19 protein-coding genes and 1 tRNA gene are annotated in these 22,795 nt (G+C 64.0%); 5 read left to right on the forward strand and 15 right to left on the reverse strand.

Annotated elements, in window-relative coordinates:
- Window positions 1-42: 42 nt before the first annotated feature.
- Window positions 43-2,424: a penicillin-binding protein 2 gene (mrdA, locus tag LJ655_RS08690; protein ID WP_230560843.1), complete on the forward strand. Its 2,382-nt coding sequence runs from the start codon at window positions 43-45 to the stop codon at window positions 2,422-2,424.
- A gap of 10 nt (window positions 2,425-2,434) precedes the next feature.
- A complete protein-coding gene (gene rodA, locus LJ655_RS08695) occupies window positions 2,435-3,583 on the forward strand; it encodes a rod shape-determining protein RodA (protein ID WP_230560844.1) in 1,149 nt (382 codons plus the stop codon).
- Between the two features lie 66 nt (window positions 3,584-3,649).
- Here rodA and LJ655_RS08700 read toward each other — a convergent pair whose 3' ends face one another.
- The 14 genes from LJ655_RS08700 to def form a co-directional block, all read right to left on the reverse strand.
- Window positions 3,650-4,384, reverse strand: coding sequence for a tetratricopeptide repeat protein (locus LJ655_RS08700; RefSeq protein ID WP_230560845.1), 735 nt, complete (start codon window positions 4,382-4,384; stop codon window positions 3,650-3,652).
- Window positions 4,381-5,163 carry an HpcH/HpaI aldolase family protein gene (locus tag LJ655_RS08705; RefSeq protein WP_230560846.1) on the reverse strand — a complete coding sequence of 261 codons (783 nt, stop codon included), beginning with the start codon at window positions 5,161-5,163 and terminating at the stop codon, window positions 4,381-4,383. Before LJ655_RS08705 ends, LJ655_RS08700 begins: the two co-directional genes overlap by 4 nt.
- Before the next feature lie 203 nt (window positions 5,164-5,366).
- Complete coding sequence (queD, locus tag LJ655_RS08710; protein WP_230560847.1) at window positions 5,367-5,813, reverse strand: 6-carboxytetrahydropterin synthase QueD; 447 nt, start codon at window positions 5,811-5,813, stop codon at window positions 5,367-5,369.
- 6 nt (window positions 5,814-5,819) lie between these two features.
- On the reverse strand, window positions 5,820-6,452 hold the full coding sequence (gene queE / locus LJ655_RS08715) for a 7-carboxy-7-deazaguanine synthase (RefSeq protein ID WP_230560848.1): 633 nt from the start codon (window positions 6,450-6,452) through the stop codon (window positions 5,820-5,822).
- Between the two features lie 54 nt (window positions 6,453-6,506).
- Window positions 6,507-7,238 carry a 7-cyano-7-deazaguanine synthase QueC gene (gene queC / locus LJ655_RS08720; protein ID WP_230560849.1) on the reverse strand — a complete coding sequence of 244 codons (732 nt, stop codon included), beginning with the start codon at window positions 7,236-7,238 and terminating at the stop codon, window positions 6,507-6,509.
- 397 nt (window positions 7,239-7,635) lie between these two features.
- Window positions 7,636-7,711, reverse strand: a tRNA-Phe gene (locus LJ655_RS08725).
- A 94-nt stretch (window positions 7,712-7,805) separates the two neighbouring features.
- Window positions 7,806-8,495, reverse strand: a complete 690-nt coding sequence (gene esaR, locus LJ655_RS08730) for a response regulator transcription factor EsaR (protein WP_230560850.1) — start codon at window positions 8,493-8,495, stop codon at window positions 7,806-7,808.
- Window positions 8,496-10,895: a sensor histidine kinase gene (locus LJ655_RS08735; protein ID WP_230560851.1), complete on the reverse strand. Its 2,400-nt coding sequence runs from the start codon at window positions 10,893-10,895 to the stop codon at window positions 8,496-8,498.
- Window positions 10,885-11,484: a DUF4390 domain-containing protein gene (locus LJ655_RS08740; RefSeq protein WP_230560852.1), complete on the reverse strand. Its 600-nt coding sequence runs from the start codon at window positions 11,482-11,484 to the stop codon at window positions 10,885-10,887. Before LJ655_RS08740 ends, LJ655_RS08735 begins: the two co-directional genes overlap by 11 nt.
- Complete coding sequence (rsmB, locus tag LJ655_RS08745; protein WP_230560853.1) at window positions 11,481-12,920, reverse strand: 16S rRNA (cytosine(967)-C(5))-methyltransferase RsmB; 1,440 nt, start codon at window positions 12,918-12,920, stop codon at window positions 11,481-11,483. Before rsmB ends, LJ655_RS08740 begins: the two co-directional genes overlap by 4 nt.
- Window positions 12,921-13,117: 197 nt before the next feature.
- A complete protein-coding gene (htpX, locus tag LJ655_RS08750) occupies window positions 13,118-13,975 on the reverse strand; it encodes a zinc metalloprotease HtpX (protein WP_230560854.1) in 858 nt (285 codons plus the stop codon).
- A gap of 104 nt (window positions 13,976-14,079) precedes the next feature.
- Entirely contained in the window at window positions 14,080-14,721 is a 642-nt protein-coding gene (locus LJ655_RS08755; protein WP_230560855.1) for a LysE family translocator, read from the reverse strand.
- A gap of 56 nt (window positions 14,722-14,777) precedes the next feature.
- The gene (fmt, locus tag LJ655_RS08760) at window positions 14,778-15,773 is read right to left on the reverse strand and encodes a methionyl-tRNA formyltransferase (protein ID WP_230560856.1); all 996 of its coding nucleotides are present in this window, start codon (window positions 15,771-15,773) and stop codon (window positions 14,778-14,780) included.
- A 30-nt stretch (window positions 15,774-15,803) separates the two neighbouring features.
- Window positions 15,804-16,307 carry a peptide deformylase gene (gene def, locus LJ655_RS08765; RefSeq protein ID WP_230560857.1) on the reverse strand — a complete coding sequence of 168 codons (504 nt, stop codon included), beginning with the start codon at window positions 16,305-16,307 and terminating at the stop codon, window positions 15,804-15,806.
- 263 nt (window positions 16,308-16,570) lie between these two features.
- On the opposite strand from def, the gene dprA reads away from it, so the two are divergent.
- The 3 genes from dprA to LJ655_RS08780 all read left to right on the forward strand — a co-directional run bounded on the left by dprA (window position 16,571) and on the right by LJ655_RS08780 (window position 21,241).
- On the forward strand, window positions 16,571-17,800 hold the full coding sequence (gene dprA, locus LJ655_RS08770; RefSeq protein ID WP_230560858.1) for a DNA-processing protein DprA: 1,230 nt from the start codon (window positions 16,571-16,573) through the stop codon (window positions 17,798-17,800).
- A gap of 101 nt (window positions 17,801-17,901) precedes the next feature.
- Window positions 17,902-18,279, forward strand: a complete 378-nt coding sequence (locus tag LJ655_RS08775) for a thioredoxin family protein (protein WP_230560859.1) — start codon at window positions 17,902-17,904, stop codon at window positions 18,277-18,279.
- A gap of 301 nt (window positions 18,280-18,580) precedes the next feature.
- Window positions 18,581-21,241: a DNA topoisomerase III gene (locus tag LJ655_RS08780; RefSeq protein ID WP_230560860.1), complete on the forward strand. Its 2,661-nt coding sequence runs from the start codon at window positions 18,581-18,583 to the stop codon at window positions 21,239-21,241.
- A 185-nt stretch (window positions 21,242-21,426) separates the two neighbouring features.
- Here the strand turns inward: LJ655_RS08780 and LJ655_RS08785 are convergent, their stop codons facing one another.
- The gene (locus LJ655_RS08785) at window positions 21,427-22,530 is read right to left on the reverse strand and encodes a LysR family transcriptional regulator (RefSeq protein WP_230560861.1); all 1,104 of its coding nucleotides are present in this window, start codon (window positions 22,528-22,530) and stop codon (window positions 21,427-21,429) included.
- Between the last annotated feature and the right edge of the window lie 265 nt (window positions 22,531-22,795).

The raw sequence follows: 22,795 nt of genomic DNA on the forward strand, positions 1-22,795 counted from the left end.
GCACTCTCTTGATGGCCGCAGACGGGCCTTTTGCAGAATCGCATGACCGAATTCAAGGACACTCAACAGCAGCTCACGAAGTTCCGCCTGCGCGTCGCGGCGGCGGGCCTGTTCGTGTTCGTCTGCTTCGGGCTGATCGGCTTCCGCTTCCTGTTCCTGCAGGTCTGGCACTACAGCAAGTACTCGTTGCAGGCCGATGAAAACCGCATCTCCGTCGCGCCGATCGTGCCGAACCGCGGCATCATCACCGACCGCAACGGCGTCGTGCTCGCCAAGAACTACTCGGCTTATACGCTCGAAATCACCCCGTCGAAGTTGAACGACACGCTCGAGAACGTGATCGACAACCTCGCCACGGTCGTCTCGATCGACGCGCGCGACCGCCGCCGCTTCAAGAAGCTGCTGGAAGACTCGAAGAACTTCGAGAGTCTGCCAATCCGCACGCGCCTGACCGATGACGAAGTCGCGCGCTTCACGGCGCAGCGCTTCCGCTTCCCCGGCGTCGAAGTGCGCGCGCGATTGTTCCGCCAGTACCCGCTCGGGCCGACCGCTGCCCACGTGATCGGCTATATCGGACGGATTTCGCAGCGCGACCAGGACCGTATCGACGACGCCAGCGATCAGAACGACAGCGATCCAGACCACTACGATCCGCGCCTGGACGCGAACAACTACAAGGGCACCGATTACATCGGCAAGATCGGCGTCGAGCAGAGCTACGAAACCGAGCTGCACGGCCAGACCGGTTTCGAGGAAGTCGAGGTGACGGCGGGCGGCCGCCCCGTGCGCACGCTGTCGCGCACCCAGGCGACGCCGGGCAACAATCTCGTGCTGTCGCTCGACATCGGCCTTCAGCAGGTCGCCGAGCAGGCGTTCGCCGGACGCCGCGGCGCGCTCGTCGCGATCGAACCATCGACTGGCGATGTGCTCGCATTCGTGTCGGCGCCGAGCTTCGATCCGAACTCATTCGTCGACGGCATCGACCAGCAGACGTGGGACGAGCTGAACAACTCGCCCGACCACCCGCTTCTGAACCGGCCGCTGCACGGCACCTATCCGCCGGGCTCGACCTACAAGCCGTTCATGGCGCTCGCCGCGCTGACACTGCACAAGCGCACGCCGAGCTGGGGCTTCCAGGACCCCGGCTACTACACGTTCGGCGGCCACACGTTCCGTAACGACGTGCGCTCGGGCCAAGGCTGGATCGACATGAATCGCGCGATCGTCGTGTCGAACGACACGTACTTCTACATGCTCGCGCACGACCTCGGCGTGAACAACATCGCGAACTTCATGAAGCCGTGGGGCTTTGGGCAGATCACCGGCATCGACATCGCAGGCGAGGCGAAGGGCATCCTGCCATCGACCGACTGGAAGCGTCGCGCGTACCGCCGCCCCGAACAGCAGAAGTGGTACGAAGGCGAGACGGTCAGCCTCGGCATCGGCCAGGGCTACAACTCGTTCACCATCCTTCAACTCGCGCATGCCACCGCAACGCTCGCGAACAACGGCGTCGTGATGAAGCCGCACCTCGTGCGCGACATCGAAAATCCGATCTCCAGGGAAACGCGGCCGGTGGTGCGTGATCCGAGCGACAAGATCGATGTCAGGCAGCAGGACATCGACTTCATCAAGCGCGCGATGGAAGGCGTGGTGACGGGCGGCACGGCAGCCAAAGTGTTCGCGGGCGCGCCGTACCAGGCGGCCGGCAAGACCGGCACCGCCCAGGTGTACTCGTTGCAGGGCGCGAACTACAAGGGTCACGCGATCGCCGAGAATCTGCGCGATCACGCGCTGTTCATCGCGTTCGCACCGGTCGATCAACCGAAGATCGCACTCGCGCTGATTGTCGAAAACGGCGGCTGGGGCGCGGAGGCCGCCGGTCCTATCGCGCGTAAGGTGCTCGACTACTACCTGATCGGCAGGAACAAGCCCGGCGCGGAGGCAGCGGCCGTCGCGGCAGCGGCATCGACCACGCTCGAAGCATCCGCGCCACAGGTCGGCGATGTGCCGGCACCGCGTGAAGGCGCTCAGCCCCTCAGGATTGCGGCGGGCTTCACGGCGCTGCCGATGCCGGGGGCGTCGGAGGCAGCGGCTGTTGGGGCCTCGGGTGCGTCCGCGGCTGTTGCGGCTTCGGGCGCCAATGGCGCGTCTGCGGCGGTGGCGGCGTCGGCGGGCGCAGCGGCAATGGCGCCGGCCAGCGCACCGGCCACGGCTTCGGCTACCGCCGCGCGAGCGGCGTCGGCGGCGACGCCCGCTTCGGCTTCGGCCGCCGCAAAGAAATCCGCGCCGCGTTCGCCCGGCGCCCCGCATAAACCCCGTCCGGCGAGCGAGCCGACGCCGACCGCCACGGCGCCGTCCCGCGAGGACAGCGTCCAGGACGCGTCGCCACGCCAGCCGGCCGCCGGCGGCATCGACGAATAAGGAGAAAGGCATGCAATTCGACAAGCGCGCCTGGCTCGACCGCATCAAACGGATGTTCGTGGGCTTCGACCGTCCGCTCGCACTGATCGTATTTCTGCTGCTGTGCGTGGGCATCGTCACGCTGTACAGCGCGACCCTCGACATGCCGGGCCGCGTCGAAGACCAGTTGCGCAACATCCTGCTGACCTTCGTGCTGATGTGGGCGCTCGCCAATGTGCCGCCCAATACGCTGATGCGCTTCGCGGTTCCGCTTTATACGTTCGGCATCGCGTTACTGGTCGCGGTCGCCATGTTCGGCCTCACGCGCAAGGGCGCGAAGCGCTGGATCAACGTCGGCGTGGTAATCCAGCCGTCGGAAATCCTGAAGATCGCCACGCCGCTGATGCTCGCCTGGTACTTCCACCGCCGCGAAGGTGTGATGCGCTGGTACGACTACCTGGTCGGCTTCGCGATCCTCATCGTGCCGGTCGGGCTGATCGCGAAGCAGCCCGACCTCGGCACGGCCGTGCTCGTGTTCGCGGCCGGCTTGTTCGTGATTTACTTCGCGGGACTGAGCTTCAAGCTGATCGTGCCGGTGCTGATCGCAGCCGTGATCGCGGTCGGTTCGATCGCCGCGTTCCAGGACAAGATCTGTCAGCCCGAAGTGCAGTGGCCGCTGATGCACGACTATCAGAAGCACCGCATCTGCACGCTGCTCGATCCGACTTCGGACCCGCTCGGCAAAGGCTTCCACACGATTCAGGCGGTCATCGCGATCGGCTCGGGCGGCCCGCTCGGCAAGGGCTGGCTGAAGGGCACGCAGGCGCATCTGGAGTTCATCCCCGAAAAGCACACCGACTTCATCTTCGCCGTGTTTTCGGAAGAGTTCGGTTTGGCGGGCGGGATCGTGCTCCTCACGCTATACATGCTATTGATCGCGCGCGGACTTTACATCGCAGCCAATGGCGCGACCTTGTTCGGGCGATTACTGGCCGGCTCGTTGACGATGGCGTTCTTCACGTACGCGTTCGTCAATATCGGCATGGTAAGCGGGATTCTGCCGGTGGTCGGCGTGCCATTGCCGTTCATGAGTTACGGCGGCACTGCGCTGACCACGTTGGGCGTCGCGATCGGGCTGATCATGAGCGTCGCGCGACAGAAGCGCTTGATGCAGAGCTAACCGCAACTGGCCGCACGCAGCGATAGAACATGAACACAGGGCGCTCCTTGCGGGCGCCCTGTTTCGTCACTGCGGTTTCACTTCCTTCTGATCGCGCAGCTGCGCACTCAATTGCTGATACTTCAGGCGCGCCGCGGGGTCACCCTGCGCCGCCGCGGCCGCGTAATACGCGCGCGCCACATTCAGATTCCTGTCGACACCATCTCCGCCGCGCTCGTAGAACGAGCCGGTTACATACTGCGCGGTCATGTCGCCGCCCTGCGCCGCCTTCTTGTACCAGACGAACGCCTGCCTGTTGTCGCGCCCGGTGCCTCGCCCATCGAGGAACTGATTCGCGAGCGCCAGCTCCGCCTGCACGTGCCCCTGCTCGGCCGCCTTCATGAACCAGCGATGCGCCTCCACCGGGTCGCGCTCGACGAACTCGCCATCGTCGTACATCTTCCCGTACACGTATTGCGCGTGCGACATGTTCGCGTCGGCGGCCTTGCGTAGCCACTTCTTGCCTTCGTCGACGTTGACCGGCGCGCCCTCGCCGTTGAGCAACATCATCGCGTAATTGAATTGGGCGAGCCGGCTACCGCGCTCGGCGGCCTGGCGGAATTCGGCCAGCGCCGCGCCGAGGTTGCCGGCGTTGTAGTCGGCCACCGCGGATTGTGTCTGCGGATCATCCGCCTTCGCGACGCGATCCTGCGCGTATGCGGCCTCCCACGCGCCACTCGCGAGCAGCGCCGCGGCGAAGATCACGCGCGCCGTCGCCCGCGCGATAACGCGCCCGGCAACACCCTGCACTCTGCCGTTCATGACCGCACCTCCTGTAATGCCTGACGCGTCGCGCGCAACATCCAGATCACATCGGCGGCCAGCGCGACGAAGCGAAAGCCGGCATCACGATGCTGCCGCGCACCCGCCACGTCCATGGCGAAAATGCCGGCGGCAATGCCGGCCTTGTCCGCCGCGCTGACGACGCGCGCCATGGCCGCCTGCACCTCCGCGTGCTTCGCGTCGCCGAGATGACCGAGACTCGCGGCCAGATCGGCCGGCCCGACGAACAGGCAATCGACGCCCGGCGTCGCCGCGATTTGCTCGACCTCCTGCAAGCCGGCCGCCGATTCGATCTGGACAATCGTCGCGATCTGCGCGTTGGCCGTCTGCAGGTAATCGCGGCGCATGCCATAACCGGCCGCGCGCACGACGCCCGCGACGCCGCGCAGGCCGTCGAGCGCCTCGGCGGTCGGATATTGCGTGAGCCGCACGGCGCGTGCCGCGTCTTCAGCGGATTCGATGTTAGGGAACATCAGCGTACGCGCTCCGGCGTCAAGCACGTGCTTGACGAGCCACGGCTCGCTCGCGGGCACGCGCACCACCGGCTCGCTCGGCAGATGCGCGGCGGCGATCGCGCGCAATTGCGACTCGACGCCGCCGCTATCGTTGGGCGCGTGCTCCATGTCGATCAACAGCCAGTCGAAGCCGGCGTGCGCGAGCGCTTCGGCCGCGGCGTCGCTGCCGAGTGACAGCCACAGCCCGAACAGCGGCGCGTTGTCCTTTAGACGTTGTTTGAGGGAATTGGTGAAGGTGCTCATCGGCTGGCCTCGCGCAGTTTTGCAGTGCGAAGCGGGGCCAGATAGCGAATCACGCAGGCACCGGGGCGATGACGGCCTCGAAGCCTGCTGCGTCGCAATGCGGGAACCGGCATGACTCGCTCCGCGTGGTTGTCGGAACGATCATACCGTGACAATAACGCGAAGGTTCGCTCGCGCGGCGGGATATGGCTTGAGGTGCAGAGCTAGTCGCGGACGACGTCTGCCCAGCAATTCGGCGTTTCGTACAGCCGCACTTTGTGCAGGCGCAGGTTCACGCCGTAGTGCGCGTCGTAGACATTCGCGAGTATGTGGAACGCAATCGCGGCGAGGTTTTCGACGGTGGGAATGCGATCGATCACGACCGTCTTGTGACCCGCCATGCTGTCGAGAAAGCCACGCACCTGCGTGTCGCCTTCATAGACGAGAAACGCGTGGTCCCACTTGTCGACCAGGTGCTCGGTTGCGAGCGACTTCACGTCGGCGAAATCCATCACCATACCGCGATCGGGTGCGCCTTCGGTGTCGACCAGATCGCCTTGCAACGTGATTTCGAGCACGTAGCGATGACCGTGCAGATTACGGCACTGGCTGCGGTGATCGGGAATGCGGTGGCCCGCGTCGAATTCGAGTTTTCGGGTAATCGTCAGCACGGCAAATCAGGGAATGTTCAGATACTTGTGAGTCTGCATCGACAGGCGCCACTGCGGATGACGCTTGCACCAATCGATCGCGAGCTTCGTGTTGAGGTCGCGCGACGGTCCGTCCATCGGCTGGACAAGGAAATACTCGAAGTCGAGCTTCGCGTAGTCGGCGAGACGCTGGTTGTCCTGCGGAACCACGACCTTCAGTTCGTTGCCCTTCGTCACGACGAGCGGCGCGTCGGCCTTGGGGCTCACGCAGATCCAGTCGATCGTGTCGAGCACCGGCAGCGAGCCGTTGGTTTCGATCGCGATTTCGAAGCCCGCCGCGTGCAGCGCGTCGACGAGCGGCTGATCGATCTGCAGCATCGGCTCGCCGCCGGTGCACACGACGAAACGTTGGCCCTCGCCCTGCGGCCACTGCGACGCGATTGTCGCGACCAGTTCTTCGGGGGTGCGGTATTTGCCGCCGTTCTCGCCGTCGGTGCCGACGAAATCGGTATCGCAGAAACGGCAGACGGCTTCCGCGCGATCCTCTTCGCGGCCCGACCACAGATTGCAGCCCGCGAAGCGGCAGAACACGGCCGGCCGGCCGGCATTCGCTCCCTCGCCCTGTAGTGTGTAGAAGATTTCCTTCACCGCGTACGTCATGCTGCTTTCTGTCCTGTGTTCCTGAATCAATGATCGGCGCTGCCGCCCGAACCGTCAGACCGGCTCGCTGACTTTCTCACCGGCAAGGTAAGCCTCATAGCCACGCTTGCGCAACCGGCATGCCGGGCATGCGCCGCAGCCGAAGCCCCACGCGTGCAGCTCGGCGCGTTCGCCGACATAGCAGGTATGCGTCTCGACGCGTACCAGTTCCACCAGCTCGTCGCCGCCGAGCTCGTGGGCGAGACGCCACGTGTCGGCCTTGTCGAGCCACATCAGCGGCGTCTCCAGCGCGAAGCGCTTGTCCATGCCGAGATTCAGCGTGACCTGCAGCGCCTTCATCGTGTCGTCGCGGCAATCGGGGTAGCCCGAGAAGTCCGTTTCGCACATCCCGCCGACCAGCACCTGCAAGCCGCGCCGATACGCAATGGCCGCGGCAATCGTCATGAACATCAGATTGCGGCCCGGCACGAACGTGTTCGGCAAACCATTGGCCGTCGCCTCAATCTCGATCTCGCGTGTCATCGCGGTGTCGCTGATCGCACCGAGCAGCGACAGGTCAATCATGTGATCGTCGCCGAGACGGCCGGCCCAAGCCGGAAATGCGCGCACGATGGCCTGACGGAACCCCTCGCGGCACTCGAGTTCGACACGGTGCCGCTGACCATAATCGAAGCCGAGCGTTTCGACCGTGTCGTAGCGATCGAGCGCCCACGCGAGACACGTGGCGGAATCCTGGCCGCCGGAAAACAGCACGAGCGCGCTACGCTTAGCGTCTTTGCGGATCACCGTGATACTCCGTGAATGAGAGTGCCACGTCGCGCTGCGCGAGATGCGCCATGCAAGCAACGCGGCGCGACGTGTGCCGGCTCTGTGCCGGTCCAAAGCAGTATAGGTCGCGGGTTGCGCGTGAACGTGGCCGGGCGCTTGTACCGCCGATCGTCGGACGAAGGATTGGGTGCTTCGGCGTTGCGATGCGTTCGGCACCGCATGCGCGCGCTGCACGACCGCGTGCGACGCCTGCATGCAAGTCCTTGAACTGGCGCGATTTTATCACGCGGCACCGAACGACACCGACACTAGCGGTCCCACGCGCGCGGCTCGAACTGCATGGCAAGCCGAAGCAACGACTTGCCCGCCAAACGGAAAAGCCCCAGGAATCTTGCGATTTCCTGGGGCTGAATCCTGGTGGCCTGGGGCGGAATCGAACCACCGACACGCGGATTTTCAATCCGCTGCTCTACCAACTGAGCTACCGGGCCAACGAAGAACGAAACTATACCAAGCGATCCGCAGTTCAGCAAGCCCTTTCATAAAAAACCTTGCCGGGCCGCGTTCGCCTGCAACGGATGGCGCTCACTCTCCCTTGTTCTTGCCGAGATCGACGCCGAGTTGCTTCAGCTTGCGATAAAGATGCGTGCGCTCGAGCCCGGTCTTCTCCGCGACGCGCGTCATGCTGCCATTCTCGCGCGCGAGGTGATATTCGAAGTACGCGCGTTCGAACGCGTCGCGCGCATCGCGCAGCGGAATGTCGAACGAGATCGATGCGGTTTGCGCAGCGAGCGCGCCGCCGCCGAGGCCATCGCTCGACAGTATCGGCAACGCGGCCGACGACGCGACTGACGTTGCGCTGACCGGCAGCGCCGGCTTCGCAGCCACGCCGCCAGGCACGGGCGCCGCGTTACCACGCGCGAGTCCCTGCTCGACCGCCTTCAGCAGCTTTTGCAACGCGATCGGCTTTTCGAGGAAGTTGAGCGCGCCGATCTTGGTGGCTTCGACCGCGGTGTCGATCGTCGCGTGGCCGGACATCATGATGACGGGCATCGTCAACTGACCTTGCGCAGCCCATTCCTTGAGCAAGGTCACGCCGTCGGTGTCCGGCATCCAGATGTCGAGCAGCACGAGATCCGGCACCTGACGCAAACGGAACTCGCGCGCCTCCTGCGCGTTCTCAGCGGCCTCCACGACGTGTCCCTCGTCGCTCAGGATCTCCGAGAGCAATTCCCGGATGCCCATTTCATCATCTACCACCAGGATGGTTGCCATTTACGCTGCCCTTGTCTGCACTGTTGCTTTTGTCGTTCCCTGCGACGCACTGCTGTGCGCCGGATGCGCGGGGTCTTCCGCAAGCTGAAGGAAGAGGATCGAAATCTGCGCGCCTTCGACTACGTCGCCAGCCTTCATGCGATTACGAATGTCGATGCGCGCGCCGTGTTCGTCGACGATCTTCTTGACCATCGCAAGTCCCAGACCCGTACCCTTAGCCTTGGTCGTCACGTACGGCTCGAACGCGCGCGTGAGGATACGCGCGGGGAAACCTGGTCCGTTATCCGACACGGTCAGACGTACCGCGACGCGTGCCTTGCCTTGCGCGTCGGGGTCTCCGTATTCTACTGTCCTCGTCTCGAGCAAAACACGCGGATGCGCGACCTCGGCCACCGCGTCCTGCGCGTTCTGCAGCAGGTTGTGGATCACCTGACGCAACTGCGTCGCGTCGCCGCGTATCGCGGGCAATGCCGCAAGCTCGACCTGGATCGCACCCTTGCCTTCCTCTATACCGTACAGCGTCAGCACTTCGCTGACCAGATCGTTCAACTGCAGATGCGCGAGTACGGCGGGTGGCGTGCGTGCGTAGTCGCGAAAATTGTCGACCATCTGCTTCATCGCTGCGACCTGATTGACGATCGTCGTCGCGCCGCGCTTCAACACGTCAGCATCTGACGGCGCGAGCTTGTCGGCGAGTTTCATCTGCAAACGCTCGGCCGAGAGTTGAATCGGCGTGAGCGGATTCTTGATCTCGTGCGCGAGCCGCCGCGCGACTTCGCCCCAGGCGATCGAACGCTGTGCGGAGATCACGTCGGAGATGTCGTCGAAGACGATAACGTAGCCCGAGGTCTGCAAGTCTTCGGCATCGCGCTCGTTCGCCGCGACGAGGCGCGCGCCGCGCACGAGCAACGTGAGCGGCTCGGCCTCGCCAGCCACCGGCACCGAAAACTGCTGCTGCCAGTGGCCGTTGTCGTTTTGGCCAACTTCGCTCGCTGCTTCGCGATCGGCAAAAGCTTTGCGCACCATCGCACCGAAATCGCCGAGCACGCCGATCTGATCGAGCGACGAACCGAGCACCGTCTGGAAGGGCTGACGGAAGATCCGCTCGGCGCCGCGATTCGCGGTGGTCAGCCGGAACTGCCGGTCGAATACGAACACGCCCGCGGTCAGGTTCGCGAGAATGCTTTCGAGATACGCCTTCGAATGCTCCAGCGCGATACGATTTTTCTCGACCGCCCCGCGCGCTTCCGAGAGCTGCCGCGTCATTGCGTTGAACGACTGCGTGAGGAAGCCCAGCTCGTCACGTGACTTGATTTCGCGTTTGGGCGTGTAGTCGCCCTCGGTAATTTCCTTCGTGCCCTGCGCGAGCAGGAACAGCGGCCGCGCGAGCTGATTGCCGAGCGCGAGCGCGAGCATCATTGCGATGAAGGTCGCGAGGAACAGTGACAACGTCAGCGTGCCGATGTACATCTTGCGCAGACCGGTGCGCCCGAGTGCCTTCTCCTGATACTCGCGATACGCGCGCTGCACGGAATCGGCATTGCGTGCGAGCGTTGTCGAGACCGGCTGCGTCAGCTGCAGGAAGCGCTCGGCGGGTTGCAATAGCGACGCGTTCGAATCGGGAATACGCTGCACGACGCGCAGACGCAGCGTGCCCTTGCCGCCGTGCGTCTGCGGGTCGCCGTCCACTTCACCTTCGATGGCGGCATAGCCGTGACCGCGCGCCTGCTCGATCATCAGCGGTGTCGGCAGATCGTTCGGCAGCAGCATCGCGTAGTTGCCCGACGCCTGCGCGACCACGTGCATGTCCGGCGCCGCGCCCGACATGCTGCGAGTCGGCTCGACGATCGTCGCGTCCTGCACGCCGAACTGATCGCGCAGACGCAGCAGGGTCAGCGTGGTACCGGCGGCATCCGCGCTCGCGAGTTGCTCGGACATCAGACGCGCCTTCGTCTGCAGATCGGACAGCGACGCATCGAGCATGCCGCGCCCGAGATTGAGCCCGGACGCGAGCGCGGTTTCGACGTTCACATCGAACCACGACTCGATACTGCGCGATACGAACTGATACGACACGATATAGATGATGCCACCCGGCACCACGCCGACCAGCGCCATGAAGAACGCCAGCTTCGCAAGCAGCCGCGTGCCGAATTTGCCCGTGCGTAATCGCACGATGATGATGATGACGAGCGTCGTCACCACCAGCAGGAAGACGAGCGCAACCGCGACGTTGGCCGCATACAGCCATTGGTAATAGCGGTCGAAGAATTCGGTGTTCGCGCTCGCGGCGGCCAGCAACACGAGCAGCAGCACGGCCGTCACCGCTACCGTCGACACCAGCACGCGCACGACGATGCTGCTCACACTGGTGGAAGATGAGCGCACTTTATTTAGCATGTTCGGCCGCCGTGAAAGTGAAGCGCTTCCAGTCGGAGGCGAGGTTCCAGTCGCGGTTGTTCACCGCGTCGATCTGGAAGGGCTTGGGCATCAGCCCGATATCGAGCGCCATGCGCACCGATGCGATATAGGTTTCGCCGACGCGCACCTGATTACGGTCGATCACGTGCCACGACGTCACGTGCTTGATGACCGCGAGTGCATCCTTGAGCGTGGAAAAGCCGAGTTGCAAGCCGCCCGACTGTACGCTCGACACGCGGTATTCGCGCGTGAGCGGCTGGAACGACAGTCGCAAACTTTGCGACACATTGACCGGCTGCTCGTCGAACCAGTACCAGCGCGGTCGGCTCAGTTCGAAATCGGTCGTGAAGTAAAGCGGAATGCCTTTGTTGACCGCGTCTTCGAGATTGCTGTTCAGATCGAATTCGAAATGCGCGTCGAGACTCCAGCCGCCATTGTCAGCCTGCAGCGACGCCCGCTGTACCGCGATCGAGTCAGCGTGTGCCACGCCCGGCACTGCAAGCCAGACGGCCAGCGCGATCCAGAGCACGGCAGCGAGCCGAAGCGGGAAAAAGCGTTTGATGGTCACCGTTTCTGGAAGCGCGCGTAGAAAAATCCGTCGTGGTCTAAGTTCGCGCCGGCGCTGAATTCAGCGTGCTGTCCGGCATGAGAACCGGCCAATGGGTCGGCGGGCGCGCAGTCAACTGAGGGTAACAGCTGCCCCGGCGCGTCCAATCGTACCGCATCCTGATGCTGGTTTCCAAACCACTGTGCCTGCAGCTCGCCCTCTTCGGGGAAGATCGAACACGTCACGTAAAGTAACTCGCCGCCTGGTTTCACGAGCGGCCACAACGCGTCGAGAATGCGGCGCTGTTCAGCGACGAGTGCCGAGATATCGGACTGACGACGCAGCCAGCGGATATCCGGATGACGCCGCACGATGCCCGACGCCGAGCACGGCACGTCGGCGAGGATGCGGTCGAACGGCTGATCGAGGTCGTCGTGCCATTGCGCGGGCGCGCCCGCGTCGCCGATACGCACTTCCGCTTCGAGCTTCAGACGCCGCAGGTTTTCACCGATGCGGCGCGCGCGCGACGCATCGCTTTCGAGCGCGACGAGTTCAATGTTGGCGAGCTCGAGCAGATGGCCGGTTTTGCCGCCGGGGGCCGCGCACGCGTCGAGCACGCGCATGCCGTCGCGCACGCCGAGCAGTTGCGCGGCGAGCTGCGCGCCCGCGTCCTGCACGGACACGATGCCTTCGCTGAAGCCCGGAATGCGTTCGACTGGCATCGGCGTAGCGAGCGTTACAGCGTGCTCGCCAGCCTTGGTCGCGGCGATCTGCTGGCGTTGCAGCGCTTGCAGATAAGCATCGACCGTCGAATGGCGCGCGTTCACGCGCAACGTCAACGGACCTTGCGTGTTGCCGGCGGCCAGCACCGATTGCCACGCCTCAGGCCATGCGCGCTTCACGGCGTCGATCCACCACACCGGATAGTTCCAGCGCGCCACTTCGTCCGCTTGCACGGCGGCGAGCAGCGCCTCGCGCTCACGCAAGAAGTTGCGCAGCACCGCGTTGACGAGCCCCTTGGCGAACGCGAACTCGCGGCGCGCGCCGATCGCGCTGACCGCCTGGTCGACGACAGTAAACGGCGTGTAGGCGGCGCTCGCTTCGTCGTCGACGAGCAGCGCAAGCGCGCACGCGAGCACATGCGCGACATGCGGCGCAGGCGCTTTCTTGACGAGCTTCGCGATCAGCCACTCGACGGTCCCGAGACGGCGCATCGTGCGATACGCGATGTCCTGCACCGCACCGCGCGCCGCTGCGGCGTTACCCTCGGGCACCGCCACGAAGACGCTTTGCAACGCCGCGGGCAACGCCGCGCCGAGACGCACGGCGCCGACGGCCTGGGCGGCGCAGTCGAGCGCGAACCCGAGCGATTCGGGCGACAGATGCAGCGTCGACAAACGGGATTCGCGCGAACGCGACGACGAAGAAGCAGAACGCGAAGAAGGCTTTGAAGTCATGAAGGGAGTAAGGGCTCGCCGCACGGTGCGCGGCGCAATCTGCGCACATTGTAGCGTGGCGCTGATGGGGCGCCGTCGCGGGCGGGTGGCGCCGGTGGACGTTGTCGCTCGGTGGCGAGGAAATGCACGAAAAAAGCGGGCCTCGCGAGCCCGCTTTTCGGCTTGTCACCCTTGACGCTCAGAGGTGACGCCGCACCTTATTCGAAGCGCCCGGTGCGCGCCATTTCCATCAGACGCGCAATCCGTTCTTCGGTCGCAGGGTGCGTCGAAAACAGATTCGCGATACCGCCGCCCGACAGCGGATTCATGATCATCATCTGCGCGGTGGCCGGATGCGCCTCGGCAGTCGGGAACGGAATGCCGCTCGCATAGCGATGAATCTTGTCGAGCGCCGATGCTAGTGCCTGCGGATCACCCGAAATCTGCGCGCCGCCACGGTCGGCTTCGAATTCGCGCGCACGCGAAATCGCCATCTGGATCATCGCGCCAGCGATCGGTGCGAGCAGCGCAACGGCGATGCTCGCGATCGGATTGGCCGGACGGCCATTTTCGTCGCGGCCGCCGAAGAACATCGCGAAGTTCGCCAACGCGGAAATCGCGCCGGCCATCGTCGCCGAAATCGTCGAGATCAGGATGTCGCGATGCTTCACGTGCGCGAGTTCGTGCGCCATTACGCCGCGCATTTCGCGCTCGGACAATACGCGCAAAATGCCGGTGGTCGCCGCGACGGCCGCGTGTTCCGGATTGCGGCCAGTGGCAAATGCGTTCGGTGCGTCCTCGTTGATCAGGTAGACGCGCGGCATCGGCAGATTCGCGCGCGTGGCCAGATCGCGCACCATCCGATAGAACTGCGGCGCACTGTTTTCGTCGACTTCCTGCGCGTTGTACATGCGCAGGACCATCTTGTCGGAGAACCAGTACGAGAAGAAATTCATTCCCAGGGCGATCACGAGCGCGACCATCATGCCGCGCGACCCGCCGATCATCCCGCCGATCACGACGAAAAGGGCCGTGATCGCGGCCATCAACATCGCGGTTTTAACCCAGTTAAACATGTCTGCAACTCCTTGCCCAAGCGTGGCCTTCGTCTCCGTGCCGCGCGATTGCGGCGCCAAATTGTAAGCGGAATGTTAGATAAGGGCGGTTCGGGAAAATTCAATTACCGCGAGGCGGTTGCGAGCTTGACGCCCAAGCCGACAAACGCGCTGCCGACGCCGCGATCGAGCCACCGCTTGACCGCCGGTTTGCCCGAGAAACGCTGCGTCACGCTGCCAGCGATCCACGCGACGAAGCTGTTCCAGACAGTGCTCATCAGTACGAAGACCGCACCGAGCGTGAGGAAGGCGAACGTCTTGTGCTCGCTGCCGGTCGCGACGAATTGCGGGAAGAACGACACAAAGAACAGCACGACCTTCGGGTTCAGCACGTTGGTCCAGAAGCCTTGCAGGAAAAGCTGCCGCAGCGACTTCGGCGCGGACGGCGCGCGCGTGTCGCCGGCGGGCGCATCCGCCGTCGGCTTCGAGAAGATGAGGCGCACGCCCAGATACATCAGATAGATCGCGCCGACCAATTTAACGATGGTGAACGCCGTGGCGGATGCGGCCAGCAGCGCGGTCAGGCCGAACGCGCAGGCAAGCGAGTGAATGCAGCAGCCCGCCGAAATACCGAGCGCCGACATCAGCCCGGCGCCGCGGCCCTGTGCGACGCTGCGCCCGACGATATACGCGGTATCCGGTCCTGGCGTGATGTTCAGGAGAAAAACCGCGACGATGAAAAACTCGAAATGGACGATGCCGAACATGTGACGAACCCTCGAAACCTGGTCTGCTGCATGGAGGATTCTAGCGCGCGAGCCGCTTATTCTGCCGCGGGAAGCTGGAAGCGCTGCCCTTCGGTGAGCGTCGAACCAGCGAGGAATTCGCGCACCGGCAGGCGCTTGCCGCCGGGCTTCTGCAGTTGCGTCAGACGCAGCGCGCCTTCGCCACAGGCGACCAGCACGCCGTCGGGTGAAACCTCGGTGATGGTGCCGGGCGCCTTGTGGTTGCCCCGGGCCGGCGCGGCCACGGCCGTGGCGGCCCAGATCTTGACGAGGCTGCCGTCTTCGAGCGTGCCGGCACCGCCGGGGAATGGGTCGAACGCGCGCACCTGACGCGCAAGCGCCTCGGCCGACCGGCGCCAGTCGAGCGCCGCTTCGTGCTTGGCGATTTTCTCGGCGTAGCTCACGCCGTCGGCCGGCTGCGGGGTCGACGCCAGCTTGCCGCTGCGCTCGAGTTCAATCAGCGCATCGACAATTAGCTGCGCGCCGTCCTCGGCGAGTCGGTCGTGCAGTGTGGCGGTGGTGTCGTCGGCGGAAATGGGGGTGCGCACTTCGGAGATCATCGCGCCGGTGTCGAGGCCGGCGTCCATCTGCATCAGTGTGATGCCGGTCTGCGCGTCACCCGCCTCGATCGCGCGATGAATCGGCGCCGCGCCGCGCCAGCGCGGCAACAGCGACGCGTGAATGTTGATGCAACCAAAGCGCGGAATGTCGAGCACTTCTTGCGGCAGGATCAGCCCGTAGGCGGCGACCACCATCACGTCGTGCGGCGTCGTGCGCAGTTGCTCGATCGCGGCGGCGGCTTCCTGCGGATATTTGCCGGCGCGGCGCAGCGACGTGGGCTGCGCGAGCGCGAGGCCGTGCTCCTGCGCGTAGCGCTTGACCGGGCTCGCCTGCAGTTTCATGCCGCGTCCCGCGGGCCGGTCCGGCTGCGTCAGCACGAGCGGAACCGGAAACCCGGCTCGATGAATCGCGGCCAGCGCGGCCGCGGCGAATTCCGGCGTGCCGGCAAAGATGACGCGCAACAAATGACTCATGAATGGGCAGCAGGCAAGTTTGAAAGCGCGTTACATGGCGTGGGCGAGCTTCTTCATCTTGCTCTTGATGCGCGTTTGCTTCAGCGGCGACAGATATTCGACGAACACGCGGCCCATCAGATGATCCATCTCGTGCTGGACACACACGGCGAGCAGCCCTTCGCAATCGAGCTCGAACGTCTCGCCCTTCTCGTTCAGTGCGCGCACGCGCACTTTTTCGGCGCGCTCGACGTTGTCGTAGATGCCGGGCACCGACAGACAGCCCTCTTCCGAGAGCTTCCTCTCATCGCTCGACCAGACGATTTCCGGGTTGATGAGCACGAGCAGCTCGTCGTGCGTTTCCGACACGTCGATCACGATCACACGCTCATGCACGTCCACCTGGGTGGCGGCCAAGCCGACGCCGGGCGCCGCGTACATCGTTTCGGCCATGTCCGCGACCAGACGGCGGATACGGTCGTTGACCTCCGTGACCGGCTTCGCCACTTTGTGCAGCCGTTTGTCCGGGTAATTGAGGATGTTCAGTAAAGCCATGATTTTGAGTGTGATTTCTGACGCCGCTCACCGTTGGGAGGCTCGCGTTGGCCATTCGGCCAGGTTGTGAGCCCGTCGTAATGCGCAGAGGATAGATGGTGTCGAACCGGTTCGATTCAACGCACCTCGTACGCCCGACGATCAACCCGCGCCGGTAAGCCCGGCGCCGCGGTGGCTCGCGGTTTGTCGCGGTTTATTTCGGATGATGAAAATTCTAGCATGGCGCCCGCCTGTGCGCAGGCCCAGCCAAAGGAGCGACCCGCATGCAGACCTTGCCCGCAACCCGTATAGAACTGGCCGCCTGGCTGCGGCTGTCGCTTGCGCCGGGCCTCAAACCCGCGGCGTTGCGCATGTTGCTGGGCGCGTTCGGGCTGCCGGAAGCGATTCTGGCGCAGCCGCAGGACGTGCTGGCAGACGTTGCCGGTGAAGCCGCGGCTCGCGCCGTGTTGGCGCCACCGGGTCCGGCGTTCGACGGCCAGCTCGATGCAGTGCTCGCATGGCGTGAACTGCCGGGCAATCAGATCGTCACGCTCGACGACCCCGCCTACCCGCCCGCACTCCTGACGATGCCGGATCCGCCGCCTCTGCTATATATAAAGGGCCGCCTCGAACTGCTGCATACGCGAGCCGTCGCGCTGGTGGGTAGCCGAAGCGCGACGCCGCAGGGCATCGAAGATGCGCGTCGGTTCGCACGCTACCTGTCAGCTGCGGCCGTGACGGTCGTGTCAGGGCTCGCGCTCGGCATCGACAGCGCCGCGCATCGGGGCGGGCTGGAAGGCGTCGGAGGGACGGTCGCGGTAATCGGTACCGGCGCGGACCTCGTGTATCCGGCCGCGCATCATGCGCTGGCGCGGCAGATCTCTGAGCAAGGCGCGATTCTCTCGGAATGGCCGCTCGGCACGCCGGCGCGCGCCGCGAATTTCCCGCAGCGCAACCGGCTGATCGCCGGGCTGGTCAGCGGGGTCGTGATCGTCGAGGCGGCGATGCGGTCCGGTTCGCTGATTACCGCGCGGCTCGCCAATGAGATGGGGCGCGAGGTGTTTGCGTTGCCCGGATCGATTCACGCGCCGTTGTCGCGCGGCTGTCATCGCATGATCAAGCAGGGAGCGCGGCTCGTTGAAACGCCCGACGAGGTGCTGGAGGAACTGGGCTTCACCCGGCGGCCGGTGAGCAACGCCGGACGAGCGGCGAAACGGGCCGTGCCGTCGGAGCACGCCGGTTTGTGCATTTCGCTGGGAGCGCAAGCTTCGCAAGCTGCGACCGCCGCCTTCGCCGACCCGGCGCCGTCCGAACCGGCCTTCCAGCCGGCGCTCGCCTCCGACACCGAACGCCTGCTCGCCGCGCTCGGTCATTCGCCGACTACGCTTGAAATTCTCGCCACCCGCACCGAAATGCAGGACGCCGCCCTGCACGCCGCCTTGCTGCGGCTCGAACTCGCCGGCGAGGTCACGCTGCTGCCTGGCGGCCGCTTCATGCGAGCCCATCATGACTGAGCCGAGACTGACCGGCGTCAACCGACATTGGCCACTCTTCCCGACCGGCCATGCTACATTCGCGCCAAAGCACCCGACAAAGTACTCAAGGAAACCACTTCATGCCCGCGCTGAACCTCGACACGGATCAGGACCGGATCGCCGAGCGCGTCAACGAACCCGACACGCTGTTCGTTGCATGCCTGTGCGCGGAGTGGTGCGGGACGTGTCGCGAGTACCGGGACGCTTTCAACCAGTTGGCCGACCGGCACCCGGAAGTCTGTTTCGCATGGATCGACATCGAAACCCATGCAGATCGCTTCGACGATCTGGACGTCGAGAATTTCCCGACCGTCCTGATCGAAGACTCGGTCACAACACGATTCTTCGGTACGGTTTTACCGCAGGTATCGATCGTAGAGCGGATGCTGTCGGATCTGACCGCACTGCCCGGCGTGACCGGCGCACCGAAGCTGCGGCCGGCGCTAGCGGTCGCCTGAAGGCGGCCTTGCGCGCCGCCCCGCCGGCAACACGAAAAGACGCGTGGCGCGGCCTGTCGTTGACCATTATTGGGGACAACACCACGGCCGGCATCGCTGTCCGCACACGGCGTTTGCAGCAGTTGATCAACTGCCAGACGCGCAACTATGATTGCGCGCTTTTATCGCGCTTGACACGACCAGTTCGCGGCTTGTGCTATAAAGCGGTCGTTATTGGGTCGAAAACGGTCTGAAGCGAGCGTCGCGCGCCATGTTGGCGCTCAAGGCCACCAACCCGGATCCACCAACCTCACATCGAGTCATGTCCAAAGCACTGATCATCGCCGAAAAGCCTTCTGTCGCGAACGATATCGCGCGCGCTTTGGGCGGGTTTACCAAGCATGACGAGTACTACGAAAGCGACGACTACGTCCTTTCCTCGGCAGTCGGCCATCTGCTGGAAATCGCCGCGCCCGACGAATACGAAGTCAAGCGCGGCAAGTGGAGCTTTGCCAACCTGCCGGTCATTCCCCCGCATTTCGATCTGAATCCGATCGCGAAAAGCGAATCGCGCCTGAAGGTGCTGACCAAGCTGATGAAGCGCAAGGACATCGACCGTTTGATCAACGCGTGCGACGCGGGGCGGGAGGGCGAGCTGATTTTCCGCCTGATCGCGCAGCACGCGAAAGCCAAACAGCCGGTGCAACGGCTGTGGCTGCAGTCGATGACGGCCGGCTCGATCCGCGACGGTTTCGCGCATCTGCGCAGCGACGAAGAAATGCAGCCGCTCGCCGATGCGGCGCGCTGCCGCTCGGAAGCGGACTGGCTCGTCGGCATCAACGGCACGCGCGCAATGACCGCCTTCAACAGCAAGGGTGGCGGCTTCTTTCTGACCACGGTCGGGCGCGTGCAGACGCCGACCTTGTCGATCGTCGTCGAGCGCGAAGAAAAAATTCGACGCTTCGTGCCGCGCGACTACTGGGAAGTGAAGGCGGAATTCGTCTGCGCGGCCGGCTTCTATGAAGGCCGCTGGTTCGACCCGAAATTCAAGCGCGACGAATTCGACCCGGAGAAGCGTGATTCGCGCCTCTGGTCGCTGCCCGCGGCAGAGACGATCGTCGCGGCTTGCCGTGGCCAGCTCGGCACGGTGACCGAGGAGTCGAAGCCGTCGACGCAGCTGTCGCCCGCCCTGTTCGACCTGACCAGCCTGCAGCGTGAAGCCAACAGCCGCTTCGGCTTTTCCGCGAAGAACACGCTGGGTCTGGCTCAGGCACTGTACGAAAAGCACAAGGTGCTGACCTATCCGCGAACCGACGCGCGCGCGCTGCCGGAAGACTATCTGGACACGGTCAAGCAGACGCTCGGCATGCTCAAGGAGAGCAACAACTACCTGCCGTTCGCGAAGCAGGTGCTCGACAAGGGTTGGGTAAAGCCGAACAAGCGCATCTTCGACAATTCGAAGATCAGCGACCACTTCGCAATCATCCCGACGCTGCAGGCACCGAAGATTCTGTCCGAGCCGGAGCAGAAGCTGTACGACCTCGTCGTGAAGCGCTTCCTCGCCGTGTTCTTCCCGGCCGCCGAATACCGGGTGACGACACGTATCACCGAGGTGGTCGGCCATCAGTTCAAGACCGAGGGCAAGGTGCTGGTCGAACCTGGTTGGCTGCAGGTCTATGGCCGCGAAACGAGCGGCGATGACGCGAACCTCGTGCCGGTCCAGAAGGACGAAAAGGTCAAGACCGACAAGATCGCCGCTCAGCAACTGGTCACGAAGCCGCCCGCACGCTACAACGAAGCGACGCTGCTGTCGGCGATGGAAGGCGCGGGCAAGCTGGTCGAAGACGACGAATTGCGCGAAGCGATGGCGGCCAAAGGGCTCGGCACGCCGGCGACGCGCGCGGCGATCATCGAAGGCCTGCTCACCGAAAAATATCTGATCCGCGAAGGCCGCGATCTGATCCCGGCCGCCAAGGCCTTCCAGCTGATGACGCTCTTGCGCGGCCTCGGCGTGAAGGAGCTGACCGCGCCGGAACTGACCGGCGAGTGGGAATACAAGCTGTCGCAGATGGAGCGCGGCAACCTCGCGCGCGATGCGTTCATGCAGGAAATCGCGCGCATGACGCAGACCATCGTCAAGCGCGCGAAGGAATACGATTCCGACACGATCCCGGGCGATTACGCGACCTTGCAGACACCTTGTCCGAATTGCGGCGGCCAGGTGAAGGAGAACTACCGGCGTTTCGCGTGCTCGAAGTGCGACTTCTCGATCTCGAAGATTCCGGGCGGCCGTCAGTTCGAGATCGCCGAAGTCGAGGAACTGCTGCAGAACAAGACGATCGGGCCGCTGTCGGGTTTCCGCAGCAAGATGGGCCGGCCGTTCTCGGCAATCCTGAAACTGTCGCTCGACGACGAAATCAAGAACTACAAGCTCGAGTTCGACTTCGGCCAGGATGCGGGCGGCGAAGACGGCGAACCGCCCGACTTTTCCGATCAGCAGCCGATTGGTGCGTGCCCGAAGTGTCAGGGCCGCGTGTTCGAACACGGCATGAGCTATGTCTGCGAGAACTCAGTCGCCAATCCGAAGACGTGCGACTTCCGCTCCGGCAAGGTCATCCTGCAGCAGGAAATCGCCCGCGAGCAGATGGCCAGGCTGCTCGAGGAGGGGCGCACGGATCTGCTGACGAACTTCAAGTCGTCGCGTACGGGACGTAACTTCAAGGCGTTCCTCGTCAAGCAGAACGACGGCAAGATCGGCTTCGAATTCGAGAAGAAGGAGCCGGCGGCGGCGAAAAGCGCGGCGGCGAAGACGTCGGCCGCTCGCTCGGCGGCGAAGGCGAAGGCGATGACGGAGTCTGACGAGGGCGATACCGCGGTGGCCGTGAAGGCCGAACCGGCGGCGAAGAAGGCAACGGCGAAGAAGGCGCCCGCCGCCAGGAAGGCGCCGGCGAAGAAAACCACAGCGCGTAAAACCGGCTCCTAAGTCGGCTCGCGGATCGGCGGCTCGCGGCGTCAGCATCAGTAGCCATGTGCGCCGCCACCCGGCGATGCGTGCATCGTTGGTCGCGGCCTCGTTCGCATCTGCCCACAAAAAAGGCGCAGTCACTTCAGGTGACTGCGCCTTTTTATTGCCCGCCCGCAGAGTTCCAGGCTTCGGTAGTGGGAGACTTACAGCGGTGACAACGCTGTCGGTCGTGTGCGATTCGACGACTTGGTCGGCGGCTTTGGCACGGCCGGTGACAGCTCGCTGTCGAGCAGCCGCGACAGCGGCTCGGCGCCATCGAATGCTTCCGGCGCACGCGACTCAGCAGATTCGAACGCGGCCGACGTTGCGGGCCGCTCCAGACCGTCCTTGATCCATTGCTCACCCAGCACGCTGTTCGGCGTCTGGTTGAAATGCTCGACCAGATGGTCGATGAACGTGCGCACCTTGGCCGGCAGGTGACGGCGGCTCGGATACGCAATGTTGATCTCGACCTGAGGCAAACGATAGTCGCCGAGCAAACGCACGAGCCGCCCGCGCGTCATGTCGCGACCGATCAGGTAGCTCGGCAGGATGGCGGTGCCCATACCGAGCAGCGCGAACTGCCGCAACATTTCCGTATTGTTCGCGACGATCACGTTCGAAGGCCTCACACGCACTTCACCTTCCGGTCCGGTGAACACGCGCTCATCGCCCCAGTATTCCGACGGCAGGCTCAGGCACGGATGCTCGAGCAGATGTTCGGGACGTGTCGGTGTGCCATGCTTTTCCAGGTAAGCCGGCGTCGCGCAGACAGTCATGCAGCCGGTGGTGAGACGCCGTGTGACGATGCTCGCGCTGCGCATTTGCCGCGCGATCACGACGCCTACGTCGAAACCTTCTTCGACGAGATCGACCTGACGATCGACCAGCGTGACATCAGGAATGACTTTCGGATAGCGCTCCGCGTACGTTTGCAGCACGGGCGCGAGGTTATGCAGCCCGAACACGACGGGCGCGACGATGCGCAGCGTGCCGACGGGTTCGTGGTTGCGCGCCACCACCATTTGTTCGACGTCTTCCAGTTCGTCGAGAATCTGACGGGCGCGCTCGAGATAGACCTGACCGGATTCAGTCAGTGACAAGCTGCGGGTTGTGCGATTGAGCAGCCGCGTACCAAGACGGCCTTCGAGGTCGGCAACGTGACGTGTGGCGACCGCATTGGAAATATCCATCGCGCTCGCGGCGCGAGCAAAACTGCCGAGATCCGACACCTTGACGAAAACCCGCATCGACTGCAAATGATCCATAGGACAACTCCCTGCCTTGTTACTGCTTCCTGACAATTAGTGAAAACCAGTGAAGCGAACTTGGAATTCTCCTACGACTCGCAAAATCGTGCAGAAGTTGCCCCCGCAATAGGAAATATCGCAATTTTGGTACGACTGTATCGATAAAAGCGGGGCCGGACCGCAGATTATTCCTGAAAGGAAAACAATCTGCTGCGGCGCAGCTTGCTCTGTCTCTTTTGTCCGAACAGACGCAAAGGTCGCGCGGATGTTGCGGGATAGAAAA

This window comes from Paraburkholderia translucens, from assembly GCF_020881035.1.
GTDB lineage: Bacteria > Pseudomonadota > Gammaproteobacteria > Burkholderiales > Burkholderiaceae > Paraburkholderia > Paraburkholderia translucens.

What these genes read in the sequence shown, in the direction of transcription:
- def (WP_230560857.1), bottom strand. Translation starts at nt 16,307, where the DNA reads ATGGCTTTACTGAACATCCTCAATTACCCGGACAAACGGCTGCACAAA.
- rsmB (WP_230560853.1), bottom strand. Translation starts at nt 12,920, where the DNA reads ATGACTTCAAAGCCTTCTTCGCGTTCTGCTTCTTCGTCGTCGCGTTCG.
- LJ655_RS08775 (WP_230560859.1), top strand. Translation starts at nt 17,902, where the DNA reads ATGCCCGCGCTGAACCTCGACACGGATCAGGACCGGATCGCCGAGCGC.
- LJ655_RS08755 (WP_230560855.1), bottom strand. Translation starts at nt 14,721, where the DNA reads ATGTTCGGCATCGTCCATTTCGAGTTTTTCATCGTCGCGGTTTTTCTC.
- LJ655_RS08735 (WP_230560851.1), bottom strand. Translation starts at nt 10,895, where the DNA reads ATGCTAAATAAAGTGCGCTCATCTTCCACCAGTGTGAGCAGCATCGTC.
- LJ655_RS08780 (WP_230560860.1), top strand. Translation starts at nt 18,581, where the DNA reads ATGTCCAAAGCACTGATCATCGCCGAAAAGCCTTCTGTCGCGAACGAT.
- fmt (WP_230560856.1), bottom strand. Translation starts at nt 15,773, where the DNA reads ATGAGTCATTTGTTGCGCGTCATCTTTGCCGGCACGCCGGAATTCGCC.
- LJ655_RS08705 (WP_230560846.1), bottom strand. Translation starts at nt 5,163, where the DNA reads ATGAGCACCTTCACCAATTCCCTCAAACAACGTCTAAAGGACAACGCG.
- LJ655_RS08785 (WP_230560861.1), bottom strand. Translation starts at nt 22,530, where the DNA reads ATGGATCATTTGCAGTCGATGCGGGTTTTCGTCAAGGTGTCGGATCTC.
- dprA (WP_230560858.1), top strand. Translation starts at nt 16,571, where the DNA reads ATGCAGACCTTGCCCGCAACCCGTATAGAACTGGCCGCCTGGCTGCGG.
- queE (WP_230560848.1), bottom strand. Translation starts at nt 6,452, where the DNA reads ATGACGTACGCGGTGAAGGAAATCTTCTACACACTACAGGGCGAGGGA.
- mrdA (WP_230560843.1), top strand. Translation starts at nt 43, where the DNA reads ATGACCGAATTCAAGGACACTCAACAGCAGCTCACGAAGTTCCGCCTG.
- LJ655_RS08700 (WP_230560845.1), bottom strand. Translation starts at nt 4,384, where the DNA reads ATGAACGGCAGAGTGCAGGGTGTTGCCGGGCGCGTTATCGCGCGGGCG.
- rodA (WP_230560844.1), top strand. Translation starts at nt 2,435, where the DNA reads ATGCAATTCGACAAGCGCGCCTGGCTCGACCGCATCAAACGGATGTTC.
- htpX (WP_230560854.1), bottom strand. Translation starts at nt 13,975, where the DNA reads ATGTTTAACTGGGTTAAAACCGCGATGTTGATGGCCGCGATCACGGCC.
- esaR (WP_230560850.1), bottom strand. Translation starts at nt 8,495, where the DNA reads ATGGCAACCATCCTGGTGGTAGATGATGAAATGGGCATCCGGGAATTG.